The sequence below is a fragment of the Limibacillus halophilus genome, assembly GCF_014191775.1.
GTDB classification, from domain to species: Bacteria; Pseudomonadota; Alphaproteobacteria; order Kiloniellales; family CECT-8803; genus Limibacillus; species Limibacillus halophilus.
The window spans coordinates 162,761-182,958 of record NZ_JACHXA010000004.1 but is presented as its reverse complement, the minus strand read 5'-3'; the positions used below and the strand labels follow the sequence as shown (position 1 = coordinate 182,958).

At 55.2% G+C, this 20,198-nt stretch carries 19 protein-coding genes, 1 tRNA gene and 1 riboswitch; of the genes, 6 read left to right on the top strand and 14 right to left on the bottom strand.

Annotated features, from left to right (window positions below; translation table 11 throughout):
- Positions 1 to 58: 58 nt before the first annotated feature.
- Complete coding sequence (locus FHR98_RS08940) at positions 59 to 1,636, bottom strand: ABC transporter substrate-binding protein (RefSeq protein ID WP_246377651.1); 1,578 nt, start codon at positions 1,634 to 1,636, stop codon at positions 59 to 61.
- Between the two features lie 198 nt (positions 1,637 to 1,834).
- Between FHR98_RS08940 and FHR98_RS08935 the strand changes: the two genes are divergently transcribed.
- The 4 genes from FHR98_RS08935 to FHR98_RS08920 are packed head-to-tail and all read left to right on the top strand — an operon-like array spanning position 1,835 to position 5,503.
- Entirely contained in the window at positions 1,835 to 2,866 is a 1,032-nt protein-coding gene (locus FHR98_RS08935; protein ID WP_183416336.1) for a cysteine synthase A, read from the top strand.
- A gap of 3 nt (positions 2,867 to 2,869) precedes the next feature.
- Complete coding sequence (locus FHR98_RS08930; protein ID WP_183416335.1) at positions 2,870 to 3,577, top strand: alanyl-tRNA editing protein; 708 nt, start codon at positions 2,870 to 2,872, stop codon at positions 3,575 to 3,577.
- Positions 3,578 to 3,605: 28 nt separating this feature from the next.
- Positions 3,606 to 4,478: a 3-mercaptopyruvate sulfurtransferase gene (gene sseA, locus FHR98_RS08925; protein WP_183416334.1), complete on the top strand. Its 873-nt coding sequence runs from the start codon at positions 3,606 to 3,608 to the stop codon at positions 4,476 to 4,478.
- 17 nt (positions 4,479 to 4,495) lie between these two features.
- The gene (locus FHR98_RS08920; protein ID WP_221205813.1) at positions 4,496 to 5,503 is read left to right on the top strand and encodes a GNAT family acetyltransferase; all 1,008 of its coding nucleotides are present in this window, start codon (positions 4,496 to 4,498) and stop codon (positions 5,501 to 5,503) included.
- Here the strand turns inward: FHR98_RS08920 and FHR98_RS08915 are convergent.
- From FHR98_RS08915 to FHR98_RS08890, 6 genes are all read right to left on the bottom strand, one after another.
- Positions 5,500 to 6,315, bottom strand: coding sequence for a sulfotransferase family protein (locus tag FHR98_RS08915; RefSeq protein ID WP_183416333.1), 816 nt, complete (start codon positions 6,313 to 6,315; stop codon positions 5,500 to 5,502). The two genes, FHR98_RS08920 and FHR98_RS08915, sit on opposite strands and share 4 nt — an antisense overlap.
- Position 6,316: 1 nt before the next feature.
- The gene (locus FHR98_RS08910; protein WP_183416332.1) at positions 6,317 to 7,039 is read right to left on the bottom strand and encodes a sulfotransferase family protein; all 723 of its coding nucleotides are present in this window, start codon (positions 7,037 to 7,039) and stop codon (positions 6,317 to 6,319) included.
- Positions 7,040 to 7,124: 85 nt separating this feature from the next.
- Positions 7,125 to 7,874, bottom strand: coding sequence for an amino acid ABC transporter ATP-binding protein (locus tag FHR98_RS08905; RefSeq protein WP_221205829.1), 750 nt, complete (start codon positions 7,872 to 7,874; stop codon positions 7,125 to 7,127).
- Positions 7,875 to 7,922: 48 nt separating this feature from the next.
- Complete coding sequence (locus FHR98_RS08900; protein ID WP_183416330.1) at positions 7,923 to 9,047, bottom strand: amino acid ABC transporter permease; 1,125 nt, start codon at positions 9,045 to 9,047, stop codon at positions 7,923 to 7,925.
- A gap of 10 nt (positions 9,048 to 9,057) precedes the next feature.
- Complete coding sequence (locus tag FHR98_RS08895; protein WP_183416329.1) at positions 9,058 to 10,251, bottom strand: amino acid ABC transporter permease; 1,194 nt, start codon at positions 10,249 to 10,251, stop codon at positions 9,058 to 9,060.
- A gap of 205 nt (positions 10,252 to 10,456) precedes the next feature.
- Positions 10,457 to 11,476: an amino acid ABC transporter substrate-binding protein gene (locus FHR98_RS08890; RefSeq protein WP_183416328.1), complete on the bottom strand. Its 1,020-nt coding sequence runs from the start codon at positions 11,474 to 11,476 to the stop codon at positions 10,457 to 10,459.
- Between the two features lie 276 nt (positions 11,477 to 11,752).
- On the opposite strand from FHR98_RS08890, the gene metC reads away from it, so the two are divergent.
- Together metC and hisI are read left to right on the top strand one after the other, a co-directional pair.
- A complete protein-coding gene (gene metC / locus FHR98_RS08885; RefSeq protein ID WP_183416327.1) occupies positions 11,753 to 12,946 on the top strand; it encodes a cystathionine beta-lyase in 1,194 nt (397 codons plus the stop codon).
- A gap of 29 nt (positions 12,947 to 12,975) precedes the next feature.
- Positions 12,976 to 13,383: a phosphoribosyl-AMP cyclohydrolase gene (hisI, locus tag FHR98_RS08880; protein ID WP_183416326.1), complete on the top strand. Its 408-nt coding sequence runs from the start codon at positions 12,976 to 12,978 to the stop codon at positions 13,381 to 13,383.
- 55 nt (positions 13,384 to 13,438) lie between these two features.
- Here the strand turns inward: hisI and FHR98_RS08875 are convergent, their stop codons facing one another.
- The 7 genes from FHR98_RS08875 to FHR98_RS08845 all read right to left on the bottom strand — a co-directional run bounded on the left by FHR98_RS08875 (position 13,439) and on the right by FHR98_RS08845 (position 20,177).
- Positions 13,439 to 14,245, bottom strand: coding sequence for a hypothetical protein (locus FHR98_RS08875; protein ID WP_183416325.1), 807 nt, complete (start codon positions 14,243 to 14,245; stop codon positions 13,439 to 13,441).
- A complete protein-coding gene (locus FHR98_RS08870; protein ID WP_183416324.1) occupies positions 14,242 to 14,526 on the bottom strand; it encodes a hypothetical protein in 285 nt (94 codons plus the stop codon). The genes FHR98_RS08875 and FHR98_RS08870 overlap by 4 nt, the downstream gene beginning before the upstream one ends.
- 231 nt (positions 14,527 to 14,757) lie before the next feature.
- A tRNA-Arg gene (locus FHR98_RS08865) sits at positions 14,758 to 14,834 on the bottom strand.
- Positions 14,835 to 14,877: 43 nt separating this feature from the next.
- Positions 14,878 to 15,183, bottom strand: a complete 306-nt coding sequence (locus FHR98_RS08860) for an ETC complex I subunit (RefSeq protein WP_183416323.1) — start codon at positions 15,181 to 15,183, stop codon at positions 14,878 to 14,880.
- 140 nt (positions 15,184 to 15,323) lie between these two features.
- Positions 15,324 to 16,121, bottom strand: a complete 798-nt coding sequence (locus FHR98_RS08855; RefSeq protein ID WP_183416322.1) for an ABC transporter substrate-binding protein — start codon at positions 16,119 to 16,121, stop codon at positions 15,324 to 15,326.
- Positions 16,122 to 16,191: 70 nt separating this feature from the next.
- Positions 16,192 to 18,153, bottom strand: a complete 1,962-nt coding sequence (locus tag FHR98_RS08850; RefSeq protein WP_183416321.1) for a TonB-dependent receptor plug domain-containing protein — start codon at positions 18,151 to 18,153, stop codon at positions 16,192 to 16,194.
- A gap of 148 nt (positions 18,154 to 18,301) precedes the next feature.
- Positions 18,302 to 18,535: riboswitch (cobalamin riboswitch) on the bottom strand.
- A 76-nt stretch (positions 18,536 to 18,611) separates the two neighbouring features.
- A complete protein-coding gene (locus tag FHR98_RS08845; RefSeq protein ID WP_183416320.1) occupies positions 18,612 to 20,177 on the bottom strand; it encodes a hypothetical protein in 1,566 nt (521 codons plus the stop codon).
- Positions 20,178 to 20,198: the final 21 nt, after the last annotated feature.

The window sequence follows — 20,198 nt, the reverse complement described above, 5'->3', positions numbered from 1 at the left end:
CCCGGTTGCCGTTTCACGGCTTGATGAAGTTTCAGTCACAGATCGTCCGTTGCGCCGATCAGTTCTTCGTTACGGTCCAGAAGAACACGTCGTGCGTAGCACCACCCGTCCGTAGACCTGAAACATTGTCGCGTTCCGCTGTTTGAATGATTTGCTGGAACATAACAACGAACGGCGAGGTCTGCTGATGCTCTCGCTGGATCGTGCGATACATCTCGGCGCGCTTGTCAGAATCCTTTTCCAATACGGCCGCTTCGGTCGCCTTGGTCATAGCCGGAATCTCCCAAGCGTTACGCCACGCAAGCTTGCCCGTAAGGCCCGCCTCGTCCGAATTATCGGTGTTGTGGGCAAAGGTATCGGCGTTCGTATGCGGGTCGGGATAATCCGGACCCCAGGCACCTAGGTAGATTTGGTGCTGGCGCGCACGGTACTGGGTCAGTATCTGCTTGCCCGTGCCCGTTACCAATTCGGCTTTAATGCCGACTTGCGCCCAAACCTGCTGCAAAGCCTGGGCAACCTCCAGACGCTGCGGATCGGTACGCACGTATATCTGCACGTCGAATCCATCCGCATACCCGGCCTCGGCAAGCAAAGCCTTCGCTTTCTCAAGATTCAGCGAATATGGCTTTTCCTTCAACTCACCGAGATAGGTGAGCGGGAGGAAAGCCTGATGCACGGTGTACTGTCCACGCAGGAAGGACTGAGACATCCCTTCGTAATCGACCAGATACTTGAAGGCTTCGATCACTTTGGGGTTCGACAGCCGCTCATCTTTCTGATTGAGCGAGAAGTAAAGAATGCGGCCTTTCAGGTCATCTTCAACCTTAATGCCTGGCGTTCCGGAAATAGCAGCAATGTCATCGGGCGAAAGGTTGCGCGCGATATCAATATCGCCCTTTTCAAGGGCCAAACGCTGGCTATTGGATTCCGGCACATGCTGCACGAACACCCGCTTCATTGCAGGCGCTCCACGCCAGTAGTCGGCATTCGCGTCCAAGACATAAGATTCGTTCGGCTTCCAGGATCGCAAAGAATAAGCGCCGGACCCAGCGGAGTTGGTCTTCAGCCACTCGTATCCGAAGTCGCTATCTTTCTCATGTTCCATGGCCAGTTTCTTGTCGACAATCGAAGCCACTGGCGCCGTCAGACAGTTGAACACAAAGGAAGGCGCATAGGGCTTGTCCGTGACCAGGGTCAACTCATAAGGGCCCGTCGCCTTGATGGTCTGCTCCATGTTCTCGGTCGTGAATCCGAATTGCGTCAAAATGAATGAAGGTGTTTTCTCCAGAGCAATCACACGCCGGATGGAGAACTCCGCATCTTCAGCGGTGATGGGGTTGCCGCTATGGAACTTGGCGCCTTCGCGAATCTTGAAGGTGTAGGTCACACCGTCATCCGCAACGCTCCAACTCTCTGCAATCCCCGGCACGAGTGGCCCCATGTTATTAGGGTCGAGCTCCACCAGAGTGTCATAAACATTGTTGGCTAGGTCGGTACCGGAAAATTCAAAAATCTCGGCCGGATCGAGTGAGACGATATCATCGATCTGCGCCGCAATAACCAATGTATCTTTTGGGGTTTCAGCCGAAGCCGGCCCGCTCAAACCAAACAACAGCACGCCCGCTGCTGCAGACAATAACAGCCTCTTTATCATTTTCTGAACTCCCTGTTTTTCTTATTTGTTACCAGGCATTCGAAATGCACGAACTTTGGACAGCTTCAACGTGACTCAGCAAAAGAGTCAACCCGAAATGGGCACCCCTTGCCGCCCGCTAGCCTGCTGGCTAGTCTCTGTGGCAAAGGCATACTCTCCCCTCTCCCGGAGACCCACACAATGGATATACGAAATGGCTTCATCGGCACGATTGGCAACACGCCGCTGATCAAACTCAGAAAAGCGTCGGAAGAAACAGGCTGCACAATTCTGGGAAAGGCGGAGTTCCTGAACCCAGGCGGGTCCGTCAAGGATCGTGCTGCCTGGGCCATCATCAAGGATGCCGAGATCCGCGGCCAACTTCGCCCCGGCGGCGTTATTGTTGAAGGGACCGCTGGCAACACCGGTATCGGCCTGGCTCTTGTGGCACGAGCGCGCGGGTATCGCACCGTTATTGTCATCCCGGAGACGCAGAGTGAGGAAAAGAAGGAAATGTTGCGTCTCTGCGGTGCGGAGTTGGTCCAGGTCCCTGCCGTTCCCTACAAGAACCCTGAAAACTACGTGCACGTTTCGCGCCGCATTGCTGAAGAAAGAGCGGCTAGCGAGCCCAACGGCGCCATCTGGGCAAATCAGTTCGACAATGTTGCAAACCGGCAAGGGCATTACGAAACGACCGGGCCGGAAATCTGGCAACAGACCGATGGCACCGTGGACGGTTTTATCTGCGCGGTCGGTACCGGCGGCACGCTTTGCGGCACGGGCTTAGCCCTGAAAGAACGCAACAAGGATATCACGATCGGCCTCGCGGATCCCATGGGCTCGGCGATCTATGGTTTCTATGCAAACGGCGAACTGAAGGCCGAAGGAAGTTCAATCACGGAAGGGATTGGCCAGGGGCGTATCACAGACAATTTGGAAGGCGCTCCCGTAGACGAGCCGTTTCAAATAACCGACCAGGAAGCAATCCCCCAGGTATTCTCCCTGGTTGAGGAAGAGGGCCTGATTTTAGGCACATCAAGCGGGATCAACGTTGCCGGAGCAATCCGGCTGGCAAAGAAGATGGGGACAGGTCACACGATCGTAACGATGCTGTGCGATTCCGGAACACGGTACACCAGCAGACTGTTCAATGCGGACTTTTTGCGTTCCAAGGATATTCCCTTCCCTGAGTGGGTTGCTAATTTGCGAGATGGAGGAATGAAAGGAAACTGATCAATGACGGCACTCTTTCGGGAAGACTCCTATCTAAAAGAATGCACCGCTACCGTGATTGCAGCCGGGCCGGACGGTGTCTCGTTGGACCAAACTGTCTTTTATCCCACCGGCGGCGGGCAACCGGGCGACAGCGGCGTTTTAGTTTTGGCCGACGGCACACAGATACGGGTTGTTGAAGCACGCAAAGGCGCCGGTCCGGACGATGTCCTCCACATTCTGGAGGAAGGTTCGCTACTGCCGAAACCAGGCGATGCGATAATTGCGCGGATTGATTGGGATCGCCGCTACCGCCATATGCGCATGCATAGCTGCCTGCACGTTCTTTGCTCGTTGATCGACGGCGACGTGACCGGCGGCCAGGTAGGCGACGGCAAGGGCCGTTTGGACTTTAATCTTGCCGAGGCACCGGATAAGGAAGTCCTGAGCGAGGCGCTCAATCGGGTCATTGCGGAGGACCACATGATCTCGCCCCGCTGGATCAGCGATCAGGAATTAGCCTCCAGTCCTGATCTCGTTCGTACGATGTCCGTCGCGCCGCCTACCGGTTTTGGCAGTGTCCGGCTACTGGAGATCGAAGGTGTCGATCTGCAAGCCTGCGGTGGAACGCACGTTGCGCGAACCGCGGAAATCGGCAAGGTTGTGGTTCGCAAAATTGAAAACAAGGGTAAGCAAAACCGCCGCATTAACCTTGCTTTCGACGAAGCATGAGCCCACAAGCAGCAAACGGGAAGCCTGCATGAAACCCAACAACAGCGCTCTAGTATCAGTGGCTTGGCTTTCTGAGCATCTTCAAGCACCAGATGTCCGTATCGTGGACGCCAGCTACTTCCTCCCTGCCGAAAAGCGCGATGCCCAGGCAGAATTCGAAGAGGCCCACATTCCCGGCGCCGTCTTTTTCGATATCGATGAGATCAAGGACGACAACAGCGATTTGCCGCACATGTTGCCGTCACCGGAAAAGTTTTCCTCCCGAGTCCGTAATTTGGGCCTGGGTGATGGCAACAGAATCGTGGTTTACGACCGCCTCGGCATGCGTTCGTCACCTCGCGTGTGGTGGACGTTCAAAGTCTTTGGACACAGCGATGTGACCGTCCTTGATGGCGGGCTTCCAAAGTGGCAAGCGGAAGGGAAACCTGTTGAGCGTGGCCCAATGCGATTGCCCGGTCCCAGGCATTTCACCGCGCGCAAAAACAGCTTTTTGGTCAAGGACAAAGACCAGATGATGCGCAACCTCGAATCCCAACGTTTCCAGGTGGTAGACGCTCGTTCACGGGGCCGCTTCGATGGCAGCGAGCCGGAGCTCTGGCCGGGCAGACGCAGCGGCCACATTCCAGGCAGCCTGAATCTCCCCTTCACGGACGTAATCGATTCAGCATCCGGTGTTCTTCTGCCCAACCACTTATTGCTGGAGCACATTGAGAAAGCCGGAATTGATCTCTCAAAACCGATCGTCACGACCTGCGGATCGGGGATCACGGCGTCGGTCCTGGCCCTCGCCCTGCATGAGATAGGGCACAAGGATTTCGCGGTCTATGACGGCTCCTGGAGTGAGTGGGGTCTGGACAGCAGCGGAACACCGGTGGAAACCGGCGAAATCGCTTCCAACTGATCACAGAGTTCAAGTCGATGGGGCAAAGCGAGAAGAAATCGCTGAAGATTCGCAGGTATCGGGACACTGATTTCGATGCGCTCGTGGCGCTGTGGAAGAACCTGGGGATGCTCGCTTGGTACAACGATCCGACCCGCGATATCGGTATGTGGCAAGCAAGCAAAGATGCGCAAATACTGATCGGCGAAGTCGATGGTGCTTTAGCGGCAAGTGTTTGCGTCGGGCACGATGGTCATCGCGGCTGGTTCTACTATCTAGCCGTCGCTGAGGACCATCAAAGGAAGGGATTCGGACGCCTCCTGGTCGATGCCTCGGAAGCATGGTTGAAGGCCCGAAAAGTGGCCAAGGTCCAACTCATGATCCGTCCAGGTAATCACAAAGCGCACAGCTTCTATGAAGCGATCGGATACGAGATCAACCCTTGCAGTCTGCGACAAAAGTGGCTTATCGATCGGGGGGAACCACCGGCCGATGCAAACCTCCGCGATCGCATTGAGGTGACCATCACCTACCTGGAGATGACCGAACGTAAAGTCGCCTCACTCCAAACCCCACACTTGACCGGTCATCGCTTGGGATTGTTGCGGGCAGAGCGCCCGACCCTCTCGTTCTATAGGTTCCTTTACAATACGGTCGGTCGGGACTGGCTTTGGTACGAACGGCGGCGCATGAGCGACGACGCACTTCGGGACATTATCGAGAACGACCTCGTGGAGGTTTTCGTTCTCTATGCCGAAGGTGTTCCCGCGGGCTTCTTCGAGTTAGATGCGAGGAAGCCGGGAACGGTGGACCTCGCGTTGCTGGGCGTGATGCCGGAGTTCATCGGCCGCCGATTTGGTCCCTTCCTGCTTCACAGCGCCGTGGACAGGGCTTGGGAGAAGCAACCCGACAAAGTGACCGTGAACACCTGCACGTTGGACCACCCTAAAGCTTTGCCGTTGTACCAGAAGGTCGGCTTCGTGCCTGTCAGTCGCAAAACCATCCAAATTGACGATCCTCGTGAGAACGGCTTGATCCCATACTAAGGGACACCGCCGCCTTCCTTAGGATCCCTGATGGGTTTCCCGCGCCAGAAAGATTTATCCGTCAATCTGTAAACTTCGTCCAATTCACCGCCACCCCTATCGGGCCGGATATAAGTGATGATTTCGTCGATCATCATTTCGTCAATCGGCATTCCGGCAAAATCAGCAAGTCCCCGTACGAGCGACTCACGCAACCGCAATCCACGCTCGTAGCTCACAAACGCTACGGGACAATCCGTATTCCGAACCATCGTCGTGAGGAACCCGACTTGGGCAAGCGTATCCTCAATCGTTTTCATGTGCCCCTGCCCCGTTCTGGCAAAGGTGGTTTGCGCGGCCGCCTGCAGATCACGGAATACAATAATCAGGTGAGGATTTGGAAGAACGGACAACAGTTCGACGATGTAGACATGGCCATTCGGGTCCTTCCAACCCCAAACGTCGCGTTCTGCTGCTTTGCGGGATGCTATCGCTCGCAATTCATCGAACTTCGCCGCAATTGGTTTTCCATCTCCGTCGTAAAGTGGCTCCAACTGCCTCGCTGTTTCGGTAAAATCCAAATCCTCATTGTTTGCACTTTCGATCCGGTCGCCCATCGGAAGACCCAAGAGGCGCAAACACCCAGCGACCATTGAGGTCCCCCCCCTGGGAACGCCGAGCACCACATAGGTTCGTCGCTTCTGATCAGGAGCGGCAGGCCGGATTACCGTAACGGGCTGAATCAGGTGCGCAGTATCGGATTCCACGACTGGGTCATAGTTTATCAAAAGATGCCATGCGGCCTTGAGGCGGTCGGAAAAGCGCTGCGCCATCTCAGTCACTTTCCGGCTTATAATAAGCCCGATCGCGCGCGCGCGCCTGTGCATCGATTTCACCGGAAACACGGTCAGGTCTGACAAAGCTTGCCAAGTCCTGACAGTCCTTCTGCGTCAATTCCAATCCGCAGAAGGAAGATAGGAGCCGCAAGAATTTTTCTGGATGACGAAGGCAGCGCTCGTAACTGATCAACAACGTCGGTGCAGATAGCTGCTCAATCGCGTTTACCATCGCAGTCAGGTGCCCGAGCGACGCTCGCAGTGACAAGGGATGATCCAATCCCAGGCGCTTGTGATTACGCTGCGCGACCGCATGCACATCCCGAAAGATGTAAAGCAGGTGTGGGTTACGGAGCCTGTCCAGCACTTGCGGTAAAATCCGTAGTGTTTCGGGATGCTTCCATCCCCAAACCGGATGTCGTTCGTTTCGATATTCAATGAAGGCCCGGAATTGCTCCAACCGCTCCGGCAAAAGATTTCCCGCACCATCCAGCAGCGGACGGCACTGAATCAGGTCATGGAATTCTTGATCTTCATTGTTGGCTTCATTCAAGCGTTCTCCCATGGAGACGCCCGCTAAGCGCAAACAGCCGGCAACCATTGACGTGCCGCCGCCGCCCAGCCCCAACACACATAGTGTTCGTTCGGCGTTGGAAGTGGAAGGTCTTAGAACATCGCAGGGTGATTCTATCTCCCGTGACGCGCTCGCCTTGCTCTCCATCCTCGCTCCAGGCCCCCCTGGGCAGTGACATTGGAGGATTTCTCCAACATCGGCGTTTCCCGACTCCTTGCGGAGCTTCTTCTAACTAGTGATGCAGTATCTGACTGAGGAAGAGCTTCGTCCGATCCGACTTAGGATTGGTAAAGAACTGCTCCGGCTCGTTCTCCTCAATGATCTCACCGCCATCCATGAAAATCACCCGGTTCGCGACCTTGCGAGCGAATCCCATTTCATGGGTAACGCATAACATTGTCATGCCGGATTTCGCCAAGTCGATCATCACGTCCAGCACTTCCGAGATCATTTCCGGATCAAGTGCCGAAGTCGGTTCGTCGAACAACATGATCTCAGGGTTCATACAGAGACTGCGGGCGATGGCCACACGCTGTTGCTGACCGCCGGAAAGCTGCCCAGGATACTTCTTGGCTTGGTCGGGGATTTTAACCCGCTCCAAATACTTCATCGCAGCTTCCTCGGCTTCCCGCTTTGGCATCTTACGGACCCAAATGGGCGCAAGCGTACAATTCTCCAAAACCGTCAGGTGTGGAAACAGGTTGAAGTGCTGGAACACCATTCCAACCTCGCGGCGAATGGCATCGATGTTTTTTAGATCGTTGCTCAACTCGATGCCACCAACTTGAATGCTGCCCTGCTGGTGTTCCTCCAGGCGATTGATGCACCGGATCATCGTGGACTTGCCCGAACCCGAGGGCCCGCAGATGACGATTCGTTCACCGCGGCGAACTTGTAGGTTGATGTTCTTAAGAACGTGAAAATCGCCATACCACTTGTGCATGCCGGTGATTTCGATAGCGACCTCATCGGAGATCTGCATTTCCGTTGTCTCGATGGCTTGTTCGCTCATCTTTCAGCCTCCTTGTGCTTAGCGCTTATGCCCGGTGTGAAGCTTCTTCTCCAGGTACAAGGAGTACCGGGACATAGCGAAGCACGATACGAAGAAGAAAAGGGCCGTGTAGATATACACCTCAGTCGACAAACCGTTCCATTTTGGGTCCGCCAATGCCGACCGCATGATCCCCAAGACGTCGAACAGTCCGATGATCAACACGAGGGTCGTATCCTTGTAGAGACCGATGAAGGTATTCACGATACCCGGAATCGATATCTTCAGGGCCTGCGGCAAGATAATCAGCCGCATAGCCTGCCAATATTTCAACCCCATGGCATCGGCGGCCTCGTACTGCCCTTTTGGAATTGCCTGCAGACCACCGCGCACCACCTCGGCGATATAAGCCGACGCGAAAAGGGTGACCATAATCAGCACCCGCAAAAGCAGATCGAACTCGGTCCCCGGCGGCAGGAAGTAGTTCAGCATCGTCGATGCGACGAACAACAGTGTGATCAGTGGCACGCCACGAATGAACTCGATGAAGGCAACGCTGACGATCTGCATAGCCGGAAGATTTGAGATACGGCCCAGCGCCAGCAAAATACCCAACGGCAGCGAGAAGGTTATCCCCGTGATGCCGATAATGAGTGTCAGCATGACACCGCCGAACATCTTGGTCTCGACCAATGGAAGTCCCAAGAAGCCGCCCACCACCAGCCAAATGGCGATAAAGGGATAGGCTAAAGAGAACCAGATCATTTGTTTGCGTAGCGGAAAGCGGTCGAACAGAACCGGTCCCAAAGCAACAAACAGCAGCAGGAAAGTAAGCTTCAAGCGCCAACGTTCCGCTTCCGGATAGAAAGCGTAAAGTGATACCTGAAAGCGCTCGCTGATCACGGCCCAGCACGCGCCGGTTCCCTTGGCAACGCACTCTTCGCGGTTACTTGCGTTAATCACCGCATCAAACACGAAGTAATCCAAGATCGGCGGCACGATCCGCCAAAGGATCGCGATCGCCACCAGGGTCAAGATCGTGTTCCCGATGGAACTGAACAGATTTTTGCGCATCCAGCCTATAATGCCGCGTGTCGCCAAAGGCGGCGGCATGTCGGGGTGCTGGCCGGGAGCGTAAGTCTGGGTATCCTGTAGATTGCTCATGACAGCCCCCTCACCTCTCTACCAGTTTGATGCGTTTATTGTACCAGTTCATGAAGAGTGAAATGACCAGCGAGAAGCTGAGATAAATCAACAGCACAATGGTCATAGATTCCATCTCACGCCCTGTCTGATTGAGCGAGATACCACCGATTGTCGCCACGATGTCCATGTACCCAATGGCAATTGCCAATGACGAGTTTTTCGTCAGGTTCAGATACTGGCTGGTCAGGGGCGGTACGATCACACGAAGAGCCTGCGGGATAATGACCAGTTGCAGCGTCCGATTGGTCCGCAATCCCAAGGCATGAGCCGCCTCTGTCTGGCCGTAGCTGACTGCAAGAATACCGGCGCGTACAATCTCGGCGATAAAGGCCGAGGTATAGAGCGACAAAGCAAGCCACAGTGCCAGGAACTCCGGCTTCATGGCTACACCGCCAACGAAGTTGAAACCCTTGAGCTCAGGATAGCTCCAGTTCATCGGCATGCCGGTAACCAGGAAAACCACAAACGGCAGTCCAATGATCAATCCAAGCCCGACACGGAACACCGGCAGAATGCGACCGGTTTCCTCCTGCAGTTTGCGCGCACGGCGCTTGTAAAGCACCGTCCCTACTATACCGCCGAAAAAGGCAATCATGGTTGCCCAGAACAAAGGCTCAGGCAACGGACTGGGGACATACAATCCGCGATTGCTCAGAAACACACTCTCACTGAAGAAGCTGGGAGACTGACGGGGTACCGGCAGCGTGTTAACGACAATGCCGTGAATCAGCAAGATGTGGAGCAGAACCGGAACGTTTCTGACAAGTTCGATGTAGCAATAGACGATGCGGCTCATCAACCAGTTCTTGCTGAGACGCAGAACGCCAAGCACAAATCCGACGATGGTCGCCAGAATGATGCCCGAAACCGCCACAAGAAGTGTATTGAGAATGCCGACGATCGCCGCGCGGAAATGAGTGTCGCGCGAGTTGTAGTCGATCAGTGTCTGATTAATGTCGTAGCTGGCCGGAGCTGAAAGAAAGGTGAAGCTGTACCCTTTGCCGATCGTCTCCAGATTGATGACGGCATTCCGGATTATGTAAAAGAAAAACCCGAATAGCAGTGCCACCGTCAGAATTTGAAGAATGACCGAGCGCGCTTCTTTGTTGTTCCAAGCTCGGGATAGGGCGCTACGGCTATCGACTATGTCTGCTGCCGCCATGACCGCATTTCCTTTGAACTCTTGGCGTTCTTTCTGTCTTCCGATGCCTGACTGTCATCGTGATGTGGCCCAGAACCAATCGCGGCCACCACGACATGCGACGCCATCTCGGAACACTGAAGAACTATGACTCAAAAAGTCCAAGAGGCGACGCAACCCGGATAAAGAGTTGCGCCGCCGTATCTTGAACCTAGGGCTCCGTTGATTAGCGGATCGGCGGAGCGTACATCAGACCACCTTCGGTCCAGAGCGCGTTCAAGCCACGCTCAAGTCCAATTGCGGTATCGGGTCCGATGTTACGGTCAAAAATCTCACCGTAGTTACCGACTGCCTTAATGGCGTTCTTGGCCCAATCTTTGCTAAGGCCAACCATGGCGCCGAAGTCACCTTCGGTGCCGAGCATCCGATCGATATCAGGATTGCCGGTTGCCTTGGCAGCAAGCTCGTCAACATTGGCTTGCGTCACGCCATACTCTTCAGCCGCGAGCAGAGCGTACAAAACCCAACGCGTGATATCGCCCCAAGCATCGTCGCCCTGGCGTACTGCCGGGCCGAGAGGCTCTTTGGAGATGATTTCCGGCAGAATCACGTGATTCTTCGGATCGTCGAAGGTCGCACGCGTTGCAGCAAGACCGGAAGCATCCGTTGTATAAACGTCACAACGGCCGGCCAGGTAGTTCGTGCGCGCTTCTTCGTTCGTCTCGATGGGGACCGGCTCGTAGTTCATGTTGTTGACCCGGAAGAAGTCAGCAAGGTTGAGCTCGGTTGTGGTACCCGTCTGAATGCAGACCGATGCACCGTTCAATTCCTTGGCGCTGGTTACGCCCAGGTTCTTGTTAACCATGAAGCCCTGACCGTCGTAGTAGTTCACGCCCAGGAACGTCAGCTTCAGGTCGGCATCGCGGCTCATCGTGATCGTGGTGTTACGATACAGGATATCGCCCTCACCGGCATTCAGCGCAGTGAAACGAGTTTTGCCGGTAGTTGGTACGAAGTTGACTTTTTCCGCGTCGCCTAGGACGGCAGCAGCCGTTGCACGGCAGAAATCAACGTCAAAACCGTTCCAACGACCATTCTCGTCGGTAAACGCAAAGCCCACCAGGCCAGTTGTAACGATGCAGCTCAGCTGCCCTTTTGCCTTCACGTCGTCCAGTGTCGCTGCGTTTGCGACCCCAGTAGCGAGAAGAAGGGCTGCTCCTGCACCTAACAATGTTTTCTTGTTCATGGAGATAAAACCTTCCCTGTTTGTCCCTTGCCTTAAATCACACGCGAGCACCCCTCATCCCTCTCAGGTCAAGGATTGGTTCCCTGTGGGGCGAACTCACGCACAAACCATGGAACAGATGCACCTGAAAGGCAATAACCTAGACATTTAATTGCAATAAAATGATTTGTATGCCGAAAATTCCCGAAGTATCAAATGCTTGCGCAAATCAAAGTGTCAGTTCCTAGATTGAATAGCCCCTAATCACAACGACGTGAAACACAGGATATTTCCACAATGACAACCTCAAGAGTAGAATCTAAGCGCACACGACTCGTCCAAAGCGCGCGTCACAGCAGCGACTGGAACGGCGCTTTGAATGCACCGCTTATGCGCGCCTCGACCATATTGTTTGATCGCCTCGACGAATATGAGGTGCGCCCGGATAGAAGTAGCAGGAAGCCTTCATACGGCATCGCTGGCACAACAACTCACTTTGCGTTTCAAGAAGCCTTGGCCGAACTGGAGGGCGCCGCAGACGCAATCACGCTGTCATCAGGCCTTGCAGCGAACACGGTTGCACTGCAAGCCTTCGTAAACCAGGGCGACCATATCCTGGTGACCGACAGCATTTATTACCCGGCGCGGCGTTTTTGCGACAAGATTCTAAAGCGCCAGGGAGTTGAGACCACTTACTATGATCCGACTATCGGCGCCGGCATCGAAGCTCTGATACGACCCAATACCAAGCTTATCTATATGGAGACCCCGGGATCGCTCACCTTTGAGATGCAGGACGTACCCGCAATTGTTGCAGCGGCTCGTAAACACGGTGTGCGCACTGCGCTGGACAACACCTGGGCAACGCCCCTGTTCTATCGTCCATTAGAACAGGGTGTTGATGTGTCCATCCAGGCGGGAACCAAGTACATCGGGGGACACGGTGATCTGATGCTGGGTTACATCGCCGCAAATGAAGCGTCCTTCCGGGCGGTATACGACATGGCATTGTTCCATGGTCATTGTTGCGGCCCTGAAGAAGCATACCAGGGATTGCGAGGATTACGCAGCATGGGTGCGAGGCTCGACCAGCACCAACGGGGTGCACTGGCGGTAGCGCGCTGGTTGCAAGAGCGCCCCGAGGTCGATCGTGTCTTGTATCCTGCCCTGCCGGAAGACCCGGGCCATGCCCTATGGAAGCGTGACTTTGACGGGGCGACAGGCCTCCTTGGTATCGTCCTAGCGAAGCCTTATGAACACCGAGCCGTCGAAGCGATGATCGAATCCTATAAGTATTTCGGTATCGGCGCGAGTTGGGGTAGTTTTGCCAGCCTAGTCGTCTCGGGATACCCTGAAAGGCACCAAACCGCGCGTCGCTGGGAGGCGACAGGGCCGCTTTTGCGTTACCATATCGGCTTGGAAGACCCTGATGATCTTATCAACGACCTAACAGCCGGTTTCGAACGTCTAGAGCAAGCGAACAAAGGCTAGACTACAATGAGAGGCAGTAAGGAAAAAACATGACCGACAGTCCCGAAGGCCTCCCTCCCTCGCTCGATGCAGCCATCAATTTCGACGAGCGCGGACTCGTTGCTGCTATCGCCCAGCAACTAGGCAGCGGCGAGATCCTCATGATGGCTTGGATGAATCGTGAGTCACTGTCAGAGACGCTCAAGACCGGCCAGGTTTGTTATTGGTCCCGTTCGCGCGGAAAGCTCTGGCGCAAGGGCGAAACCTCAGGACAAACACAGCATTTGAAGTCACTCAGCGTCGATTGCGACGGCGATACGCTGCTCCTGACGGTCGAGCAGAATGGTGTTGCCTGCCACACCGGCCGACGCTCCTGCTTCTTCCGTCAATGGAATGGACAGAAACTAGAGGACGTCTTGCCGGTGGAACAGGATCCGGAAACGCTCTACGGGCGTTAAGAGCGAACACCGCACCACCGTCAAGATCTTTCGATAACGAACCTTAAAGCCCGCGCTATTCTTTGGCCACGAACCCACTGGCGGTGAAACCAATGGCCTCAGCTTGTAGTCCGCTAATGCGATCATCCAGCCAAGGCAAGACATCTCCCTCCCCGATTGGCCACCAATGTCGCACCGCCGCGCCAAACTGCGAATTTCGAGGATCGCCAGCAATCCCGTTGTGATGCTCCATAGCCTCAATCTGGGTCAGTGCTCGGTCGCAAAGAATCAGCTGTGACGCATCCATCGTAGGTCGGAAGATAGCGCCCGATCCCGGATTGCCGGCAACATTGGGTCGTTTGTACGAGATCACCGGTCCCGTCAGAGTATCCTCTACGACCGACATGTTGTCCGGAACGCCGTTTACGTAAAGTTGGAACCCGGCCGCCGATCCACTTCCGTCATAAGTCAGCAGAAAAGTCACAGCCGGCCTGGCGGTCCATCCAAACACTGATGATCCCAAAGCCCTTGCCCGCTGGCCCGCTGGAACATCGCCTTCAAACCGGCAATGAAAACGCCCGAACTCGGGACCACTTGCCAGGTTAACGGAAAGAACAAATCCGTGCCGTGTCGGGTCCTCTTCGGCAGTTGGCATGGTGGACAACAAAACCACACTGTCATTTTGCCAATGCCAGGCCATGTAGAGCCCTATGCTAAAAGCGCGATCACTCCGCAAGAGATCGCTGGTTTCAATCGGCAACACCATATAGTCAAAGACGCCATTGAAACTGAGAGCCTGTTCATCCACGAACCCCAGCGCACTCGCTCTTGAACTGGCGAACATCGGTGCGGTGATCGGCGAGCGAACGGGACAGCCCCTCATGCGACATAGGGCACCAGATCCGCCCGAAGCCCGGATGGCGTACCTCCGCCGACTGCCATACGAAGTTGAGACGCGCAGATCTCCAAGTTTCGGACCTGTGCATCACCCTCGATGAACTCACCACCTTCGACCGGCAACCAGGTTGCCTCGTCGGGACCCAACATCTCCAACCGCAATGTTGCACCATTGAATGTGCCGGACACCCGGAGGGTGAATCGGCCAGCCGCAACCTGGACCGGCGTCCCTGTCGCGACCTCATCTGCAAGAAGAATTGTAGTCATCTATCACTCCTGATACTCCAGGAAGACGCGTAACAAGACTGCAGCAGCCCCAGCGTCTTCCGGGCGTTTGTACCAATAAGCCATGTTGTTTTGGCTTCCGGCCCCCAAAATGCGCATTCGCGCTCTTATGTGACTCAACGAGCATGAGCCACACCCTATATACAATATTAATAGGGAATAAACAATAACTTTTATCAATTTTTCTAGGTTTTTTGGTTCGACGTATGGAAATGGCGACCCCGGCAGGATTCGAACCTGCGACCTAGTGCTTAGAAGGCACTTGCTCTATCCAGCTGAGCTACGGGGTCACGAACCCATTTCGTACAACCAGCACACTTGCCAGGAATTCCGCTAGTGGGTCCAGCGTCCAAGACGGCTGTAGGAAAAGTTGTCAGCATAGGCTTTGGGTTTGATCTTTCGCGCGGTGGGCTCGGATATGCTGTACATCAATCCTTGCTTTTCCGCGTAGGCGACCGCCTCTTCCTTGCTGTCAAACCACAGGCACACTTGATGTTTGGTTTCGGCACTCGATGTCCAACCCATCAGCGGTTCAATTTCACGGCGTGCGCCCGGCTCGAATTCCATGCACCAGCGATCGGTACGCGCACGTCCTGACTGCATTGCCGTTTTGGCCGGTTTGAAAATACGAACCTGCATCCTGCTTCTTTCCTTGCAATCCTTGGCTCATGTCTTCCCCGCCTTGCTGGGGTCCACATGATCCCTAACTCTATTGGTTCATTTACTTACGGGATTCCACGACTGCATGGCAAGCGCCACGGCTCCGCCGCGATTCCCACCTATCGACTGACCGTTCCTGCTTGCCTCGCCAGCTCACGTGCCGCCGCGACGGCCTCGGGGCCCCCACAGGCCCAAGCAAGCGGCGGTAGCTTGAGAATTCGACCGTACCCTTCCATACCCTGCATTGCCGGGTGCTCCAGTAGCGCTTCCGCCTGCGAGCGCGACACACCCGGTTGTGCTTGCAGCACCAAAAAATCCGGCCGGGAACTGATAAGGTCTTCGAGGGATAGATAAGGCCGCTCGAGATCGGCTGCCAGGTTCTCCATACCCGCAGCGGACAGGAGTCGGTCGCCAATGGTCCCTGCCGTCGGCGTAAAACCGTTTGGTTCGAAGAAAGCCGCCGTCGGTCGATCTGGACGATTGCCGACTTGCCGTTGCAACTCGGCTAAATCGGCGTCTAATTGCCTCGCGATCTCTAATCCGCGAGGGCCGACTTCCAGCAAATCGGCAAGCTCGGTGATCACCTTGGACGCCTCTGAGAATGATCGGGGTAACGGGATGGTCTCCACTCTGTAACCCAAGCGCTGCAACAGACCCGCAGTGTGCGGCGTCGTGAAGGGGCCTGCCAGGACGAGATCGGGATTGAATGAGATAACTTCCTCAGCGCGTCCGTGATTAACGGGAATCCCTTTAACCTGATCGGCAATGGACGACAGCTGTGGATCAGCACTATCAGCGGCAACGGATAGAATGCGGTCTCGATCGACCAGTTGCAGCAGCAACTGGTCGATACAAAGATTCATGGAAAGAATGCGTTGTGGTCCAGATCGTGTTTCGGCGGCTGACAACTGACCCAATGATACCCCTCCTGCCCCGATCAGAATCAGGAAAAGCAACAAGGAGCAAACCGATAGCCGCCGCGGGCAATCAATCCGGCGAGAAACCGATCCGAAGGCCCACAAACGCCGTAAGGCCCGGGCCTCTGGTTTCAAACACGTCGATCTGTTCGGCATCCGTCAGATTCTCCGCACGAGCGAAAAGACTCACGCCCTCAGTAATATCATAGGAACCGCCGAGATTGACGGTCGTATAGGAATCGAGACCGACCCGTGTCGCCGGAAAGGTCGCAAAGTTCAGGTCGTCCTGCTTACCCTTGTGCACTAATCCCAGGTTCACGCTGGCACGACCATCTAGGAAGCGATAGTTGGCGTTGAGGCTACCCATATGGCGAGGTCTGCGAATCAGCTCTTGTCCGTTGCTGTCCTCACTGTCGGTATAAGTGTAGCTGGCCGTCAGACGCAAATCAGGCAAGGGGCGAATCGAGCCCGCAACTTCCAACCCTTTGATCCGGTTTTCACCAGTCGCGTTGAAGGCCGTATTCCCTGTACCGACGATTAAGTCCTCGATGGTTGAATCAAAATAGGTGACATCGATTGATGCGCGCTTATCCCAGAAGTTCTGCTCGATCCCAATATCCCAACCGATTGCCGATTCGGGCTGCAGGTTCGGGTTGCCCGTAAAGCCCGGCCCAAAACCGAAGAGCTCGGTCAGTGTGGGGTTCTTGACTGCTTTGCCGAAACTGCCATGCAGGCGCGTATCCGTATCTGCGAGGAGGTAAGCCAGCGTGGCGCGGTAGGTCGTGCTGTCATCGAAAAGTTTTTCGTTATGCTGCTGTCGAATGCTGCCCCCCAGGAACAGGCTATCCCACAGCGCCAATTCATACTCGCCGATCAAGGAGTTACTCGCCAGGGATTGATCTTCTCCGCCCGAAAGGAACGTTCCCGCCGCATCCTCTTCCAAGCGTTCAAACGCAAGAATGAGCGTGTGCTCAGCGTTTGCCACTTCCGGTGTGGCAAAGAAGATGTTCGATTGATAGAGGTATTCCCTTACCTGCCCCTCGGTCGAAGTGACCGGTAAAAAGAAGAAGGGGTCCGTCGTCTCGGTATCGATGTCGGAGATACCGGCCGCAACGATCTGTTCCCACTGCCCCTCGAACAAAGTCAGTTTAGCTTGTGCTCGCCCCGTGGCTTCAACGGTATCGGTAAAGACACCCGGCTCGTCTTGCGTTGCAGATACGAAGGTGTTCGGGTCAAACACCAAGGGGTCAAACTCCACCGTCGCATCGCTATAGCGGCCGCTTAAACTAACCTCGACAAACCGCCCTACATCGAACTGCAGATTGGCATTGATACTGGTGTTCTCATAGGGGTCCGTCTCCGAGACGCCGGGCATCTTGCGGTCCAGAGCAGAAACGCTGTCGCTATTAAGGCGTGTCGCTCCTAAATAAAATGAGTAGTTCTCTTCACTATGACTGACCGAACTGGAGAAACGGTAGCTTTCAAGTGTCCCGGCCTCCAACGTAGCCGACACACGAGATGGTCCGCCTTTCCTAGTGATGATGTTAATCACGCCACCCATGGCTTCGCTGCCATAGAGCGCGGACTGCGGGCCGCGCAACACCTCAATACGTTCGAGATCAACCGCCAGAAGATTATCGAGGTTGAACGCGTTACCGCGAGACGGGTCATTGACGCGCACGCCGTCAATTAAAACCAACGTCTGATTTGCCTCCGCGCCGCGGATGCGAACTTCGGTCAAGGATCCCATGCCACCCGATCGGGTCACCGCTACGCCGGGAACTTCCTGCAGAACATCGGCCACCGATTGAGTCTGCCGATCCTCCAGATCTTCGGCATCAATGACCGTGACGGCGCTGCCGACCCTGTTAGCCGACATCGGCACACGACTTGCACTGACAACGATTTCCTTACCCGGCGTACTTGGCGAAACTACATCGGAATCCTGCGCGGCCGCAGATGTTACATGGGCCAGTGAAAAAACTGTCGAGATCAGGCCTGCATAGAGCAGTGCTTGCTTACTGAGAGACATTGCTTCCCCCCTCCGGGTAAAAGGCATTTTCACGCGCATTCCAGAGGCGAGGGTTTAGATTGGAGAAAGCAACGAGCGGCCCGCTGTTCGAAGCTTGGATTCTGCAATCCGGGCCGTTATCCCGTTCGCGGACTCCCCCGTCCACCGACCGAAACACGACGCGACGGCAGGTCTCCTGGCTCACGGGTCTTAGCCTGTTACCCGACCTTCCCAGTCCTTAAAACTTTGTGGACCAGTGGCTTATACGGATAAAGGCTCGCCGCTTACAGTTGCGGGGGCAGCCGTGGAATTGATTCCGCGCAATGATTCGCGCCTCGCACCACGTTCCCTCTTGCGTTTTCAGGCCGCTACAACCCGAAAAACCGTCACGCGATTGAACTTTTGGCCGTCTGGCCGGGGAATGTCAATCGCCTGGACGACACATAGTGGAAGGGCCGCGACCCACGCCTCTAGGACGTTCAGTTAATTCGATAGAGAATGAACTCCGGGTTTGCCGCTACGGGCGTCAATTTCCAATCCGTCGGCGCATCCAAGGGTTGGCGTCCCAACCACAACAAATAGTCGAAGGTACCTGGCCACCCATCGAAGTACCGGGCCGCGCCATCCTGCCCCCACCCGGCTTCATTGGGCGCCGCCTTTGCGGCACGCTCAAGCAGTTCCGGCATTTTCGCAGGATAGGCTTGGGGTTCATTAAACACGCTCAACGGTGCGCGAACGTTTACGCGCGAGGTGTTAGTAAAAAGCTTGGGTTCGAAGGCCATGGCTTCGATAACCGCAAGGCTGCTGGAGTGATACAATTCGTTCCACACCAACTCGGATCGATCCTTCTCCGGCGGCCAAGCGGTTAAAAGCCAACTGCCTTCACTCATCCCGGCAAACGCTTCCGTCATCTCGCGCTGAACCCGATCAACGCTTGCCATGCGTTGCCAGGCATAGGACCACTGCCAGGCAAACAGACCAAGGAACAGTATTGCAAGAAGACCCCTCACCTTCACTGAGGCGACCGTCAATTGGCTACCCGCAAACAGCAAAAAAACGAAGAGTGCGGGAAACCGCAACTGCAGCAGGCTAATGCCCAGGAATTTTTCGGGGATAAACAGGACGAGCAGTCCCACAGCGATCACAGGTGCCCTGATATCAGGATGCCACACCAGTGCCCCGGCTTGCCGTAGAGCAATAAGAATGACCGCCACGACCGCCAATACAATTATCCCCTGGAGCAAGTCGGACAGGCCAAAGGCAAAAGTGAAATTTATCAACATTGCCATGGGACTACCAAAGGAAATACCCCCGGCGGGAAGTCCGCCCAATGACAAGAAGGATATGATCAGCAAAGCCAGTGGCACCATAAAGAGGATGCTCTGCAACAGAAGTTCCCGCTGGCAGAACAAAGAGGCGTGTTTTGGCTGATGCAGGGCCCGTGCCACTTCGTAAGCGAGGACCATGTAACCCAACGCCAGGAACCCAAGAGCATGCCAGAACCATAGGACGACCACGAGAGGCAGGAAGATTGCTAACCGCAGCCAGCGGCTTCGCTGGCGAAAGGCTATCCATCCCGAAAAGCCGACGAGTGATAAGCCCACACCGGCAAGAAAATTGATCAACCCACCGGCAAGCGGCGCGCTGTACAACGCAGGCAGGCAGGCTAATGGCCAAAGGGACCACCGTCGGTACAGAACGAAATGTAGCAGCATGCCGCCAACGGGAAGTAATGCGACAGCAAACACCGAAAAAACCGTGGCTGCGGTATAGACATTGATTAAGCCAACGAAGGGACCGACCAATAGATCCATCGCCAGATCAGGAATTGCCTGCTGGTTCAATTGATAGGACTGCTGCAATGCGGGTTGGTGACCGAAAGCCCCTTGAATAAACACCCTTGCAAGGTGATTGGGATAATCCCGCCCAATTCCTAAAGGATGGAAAGCGATTGGCGCCAACGCCAAAGCCAGCAGAAGCAACGAACAGAAAGGTCGCCCGATAAGAGACCCGGCGTATGCAATGTTTCGTTGTACAGCGCTCATCGGCGGCATTTCCATAATCGG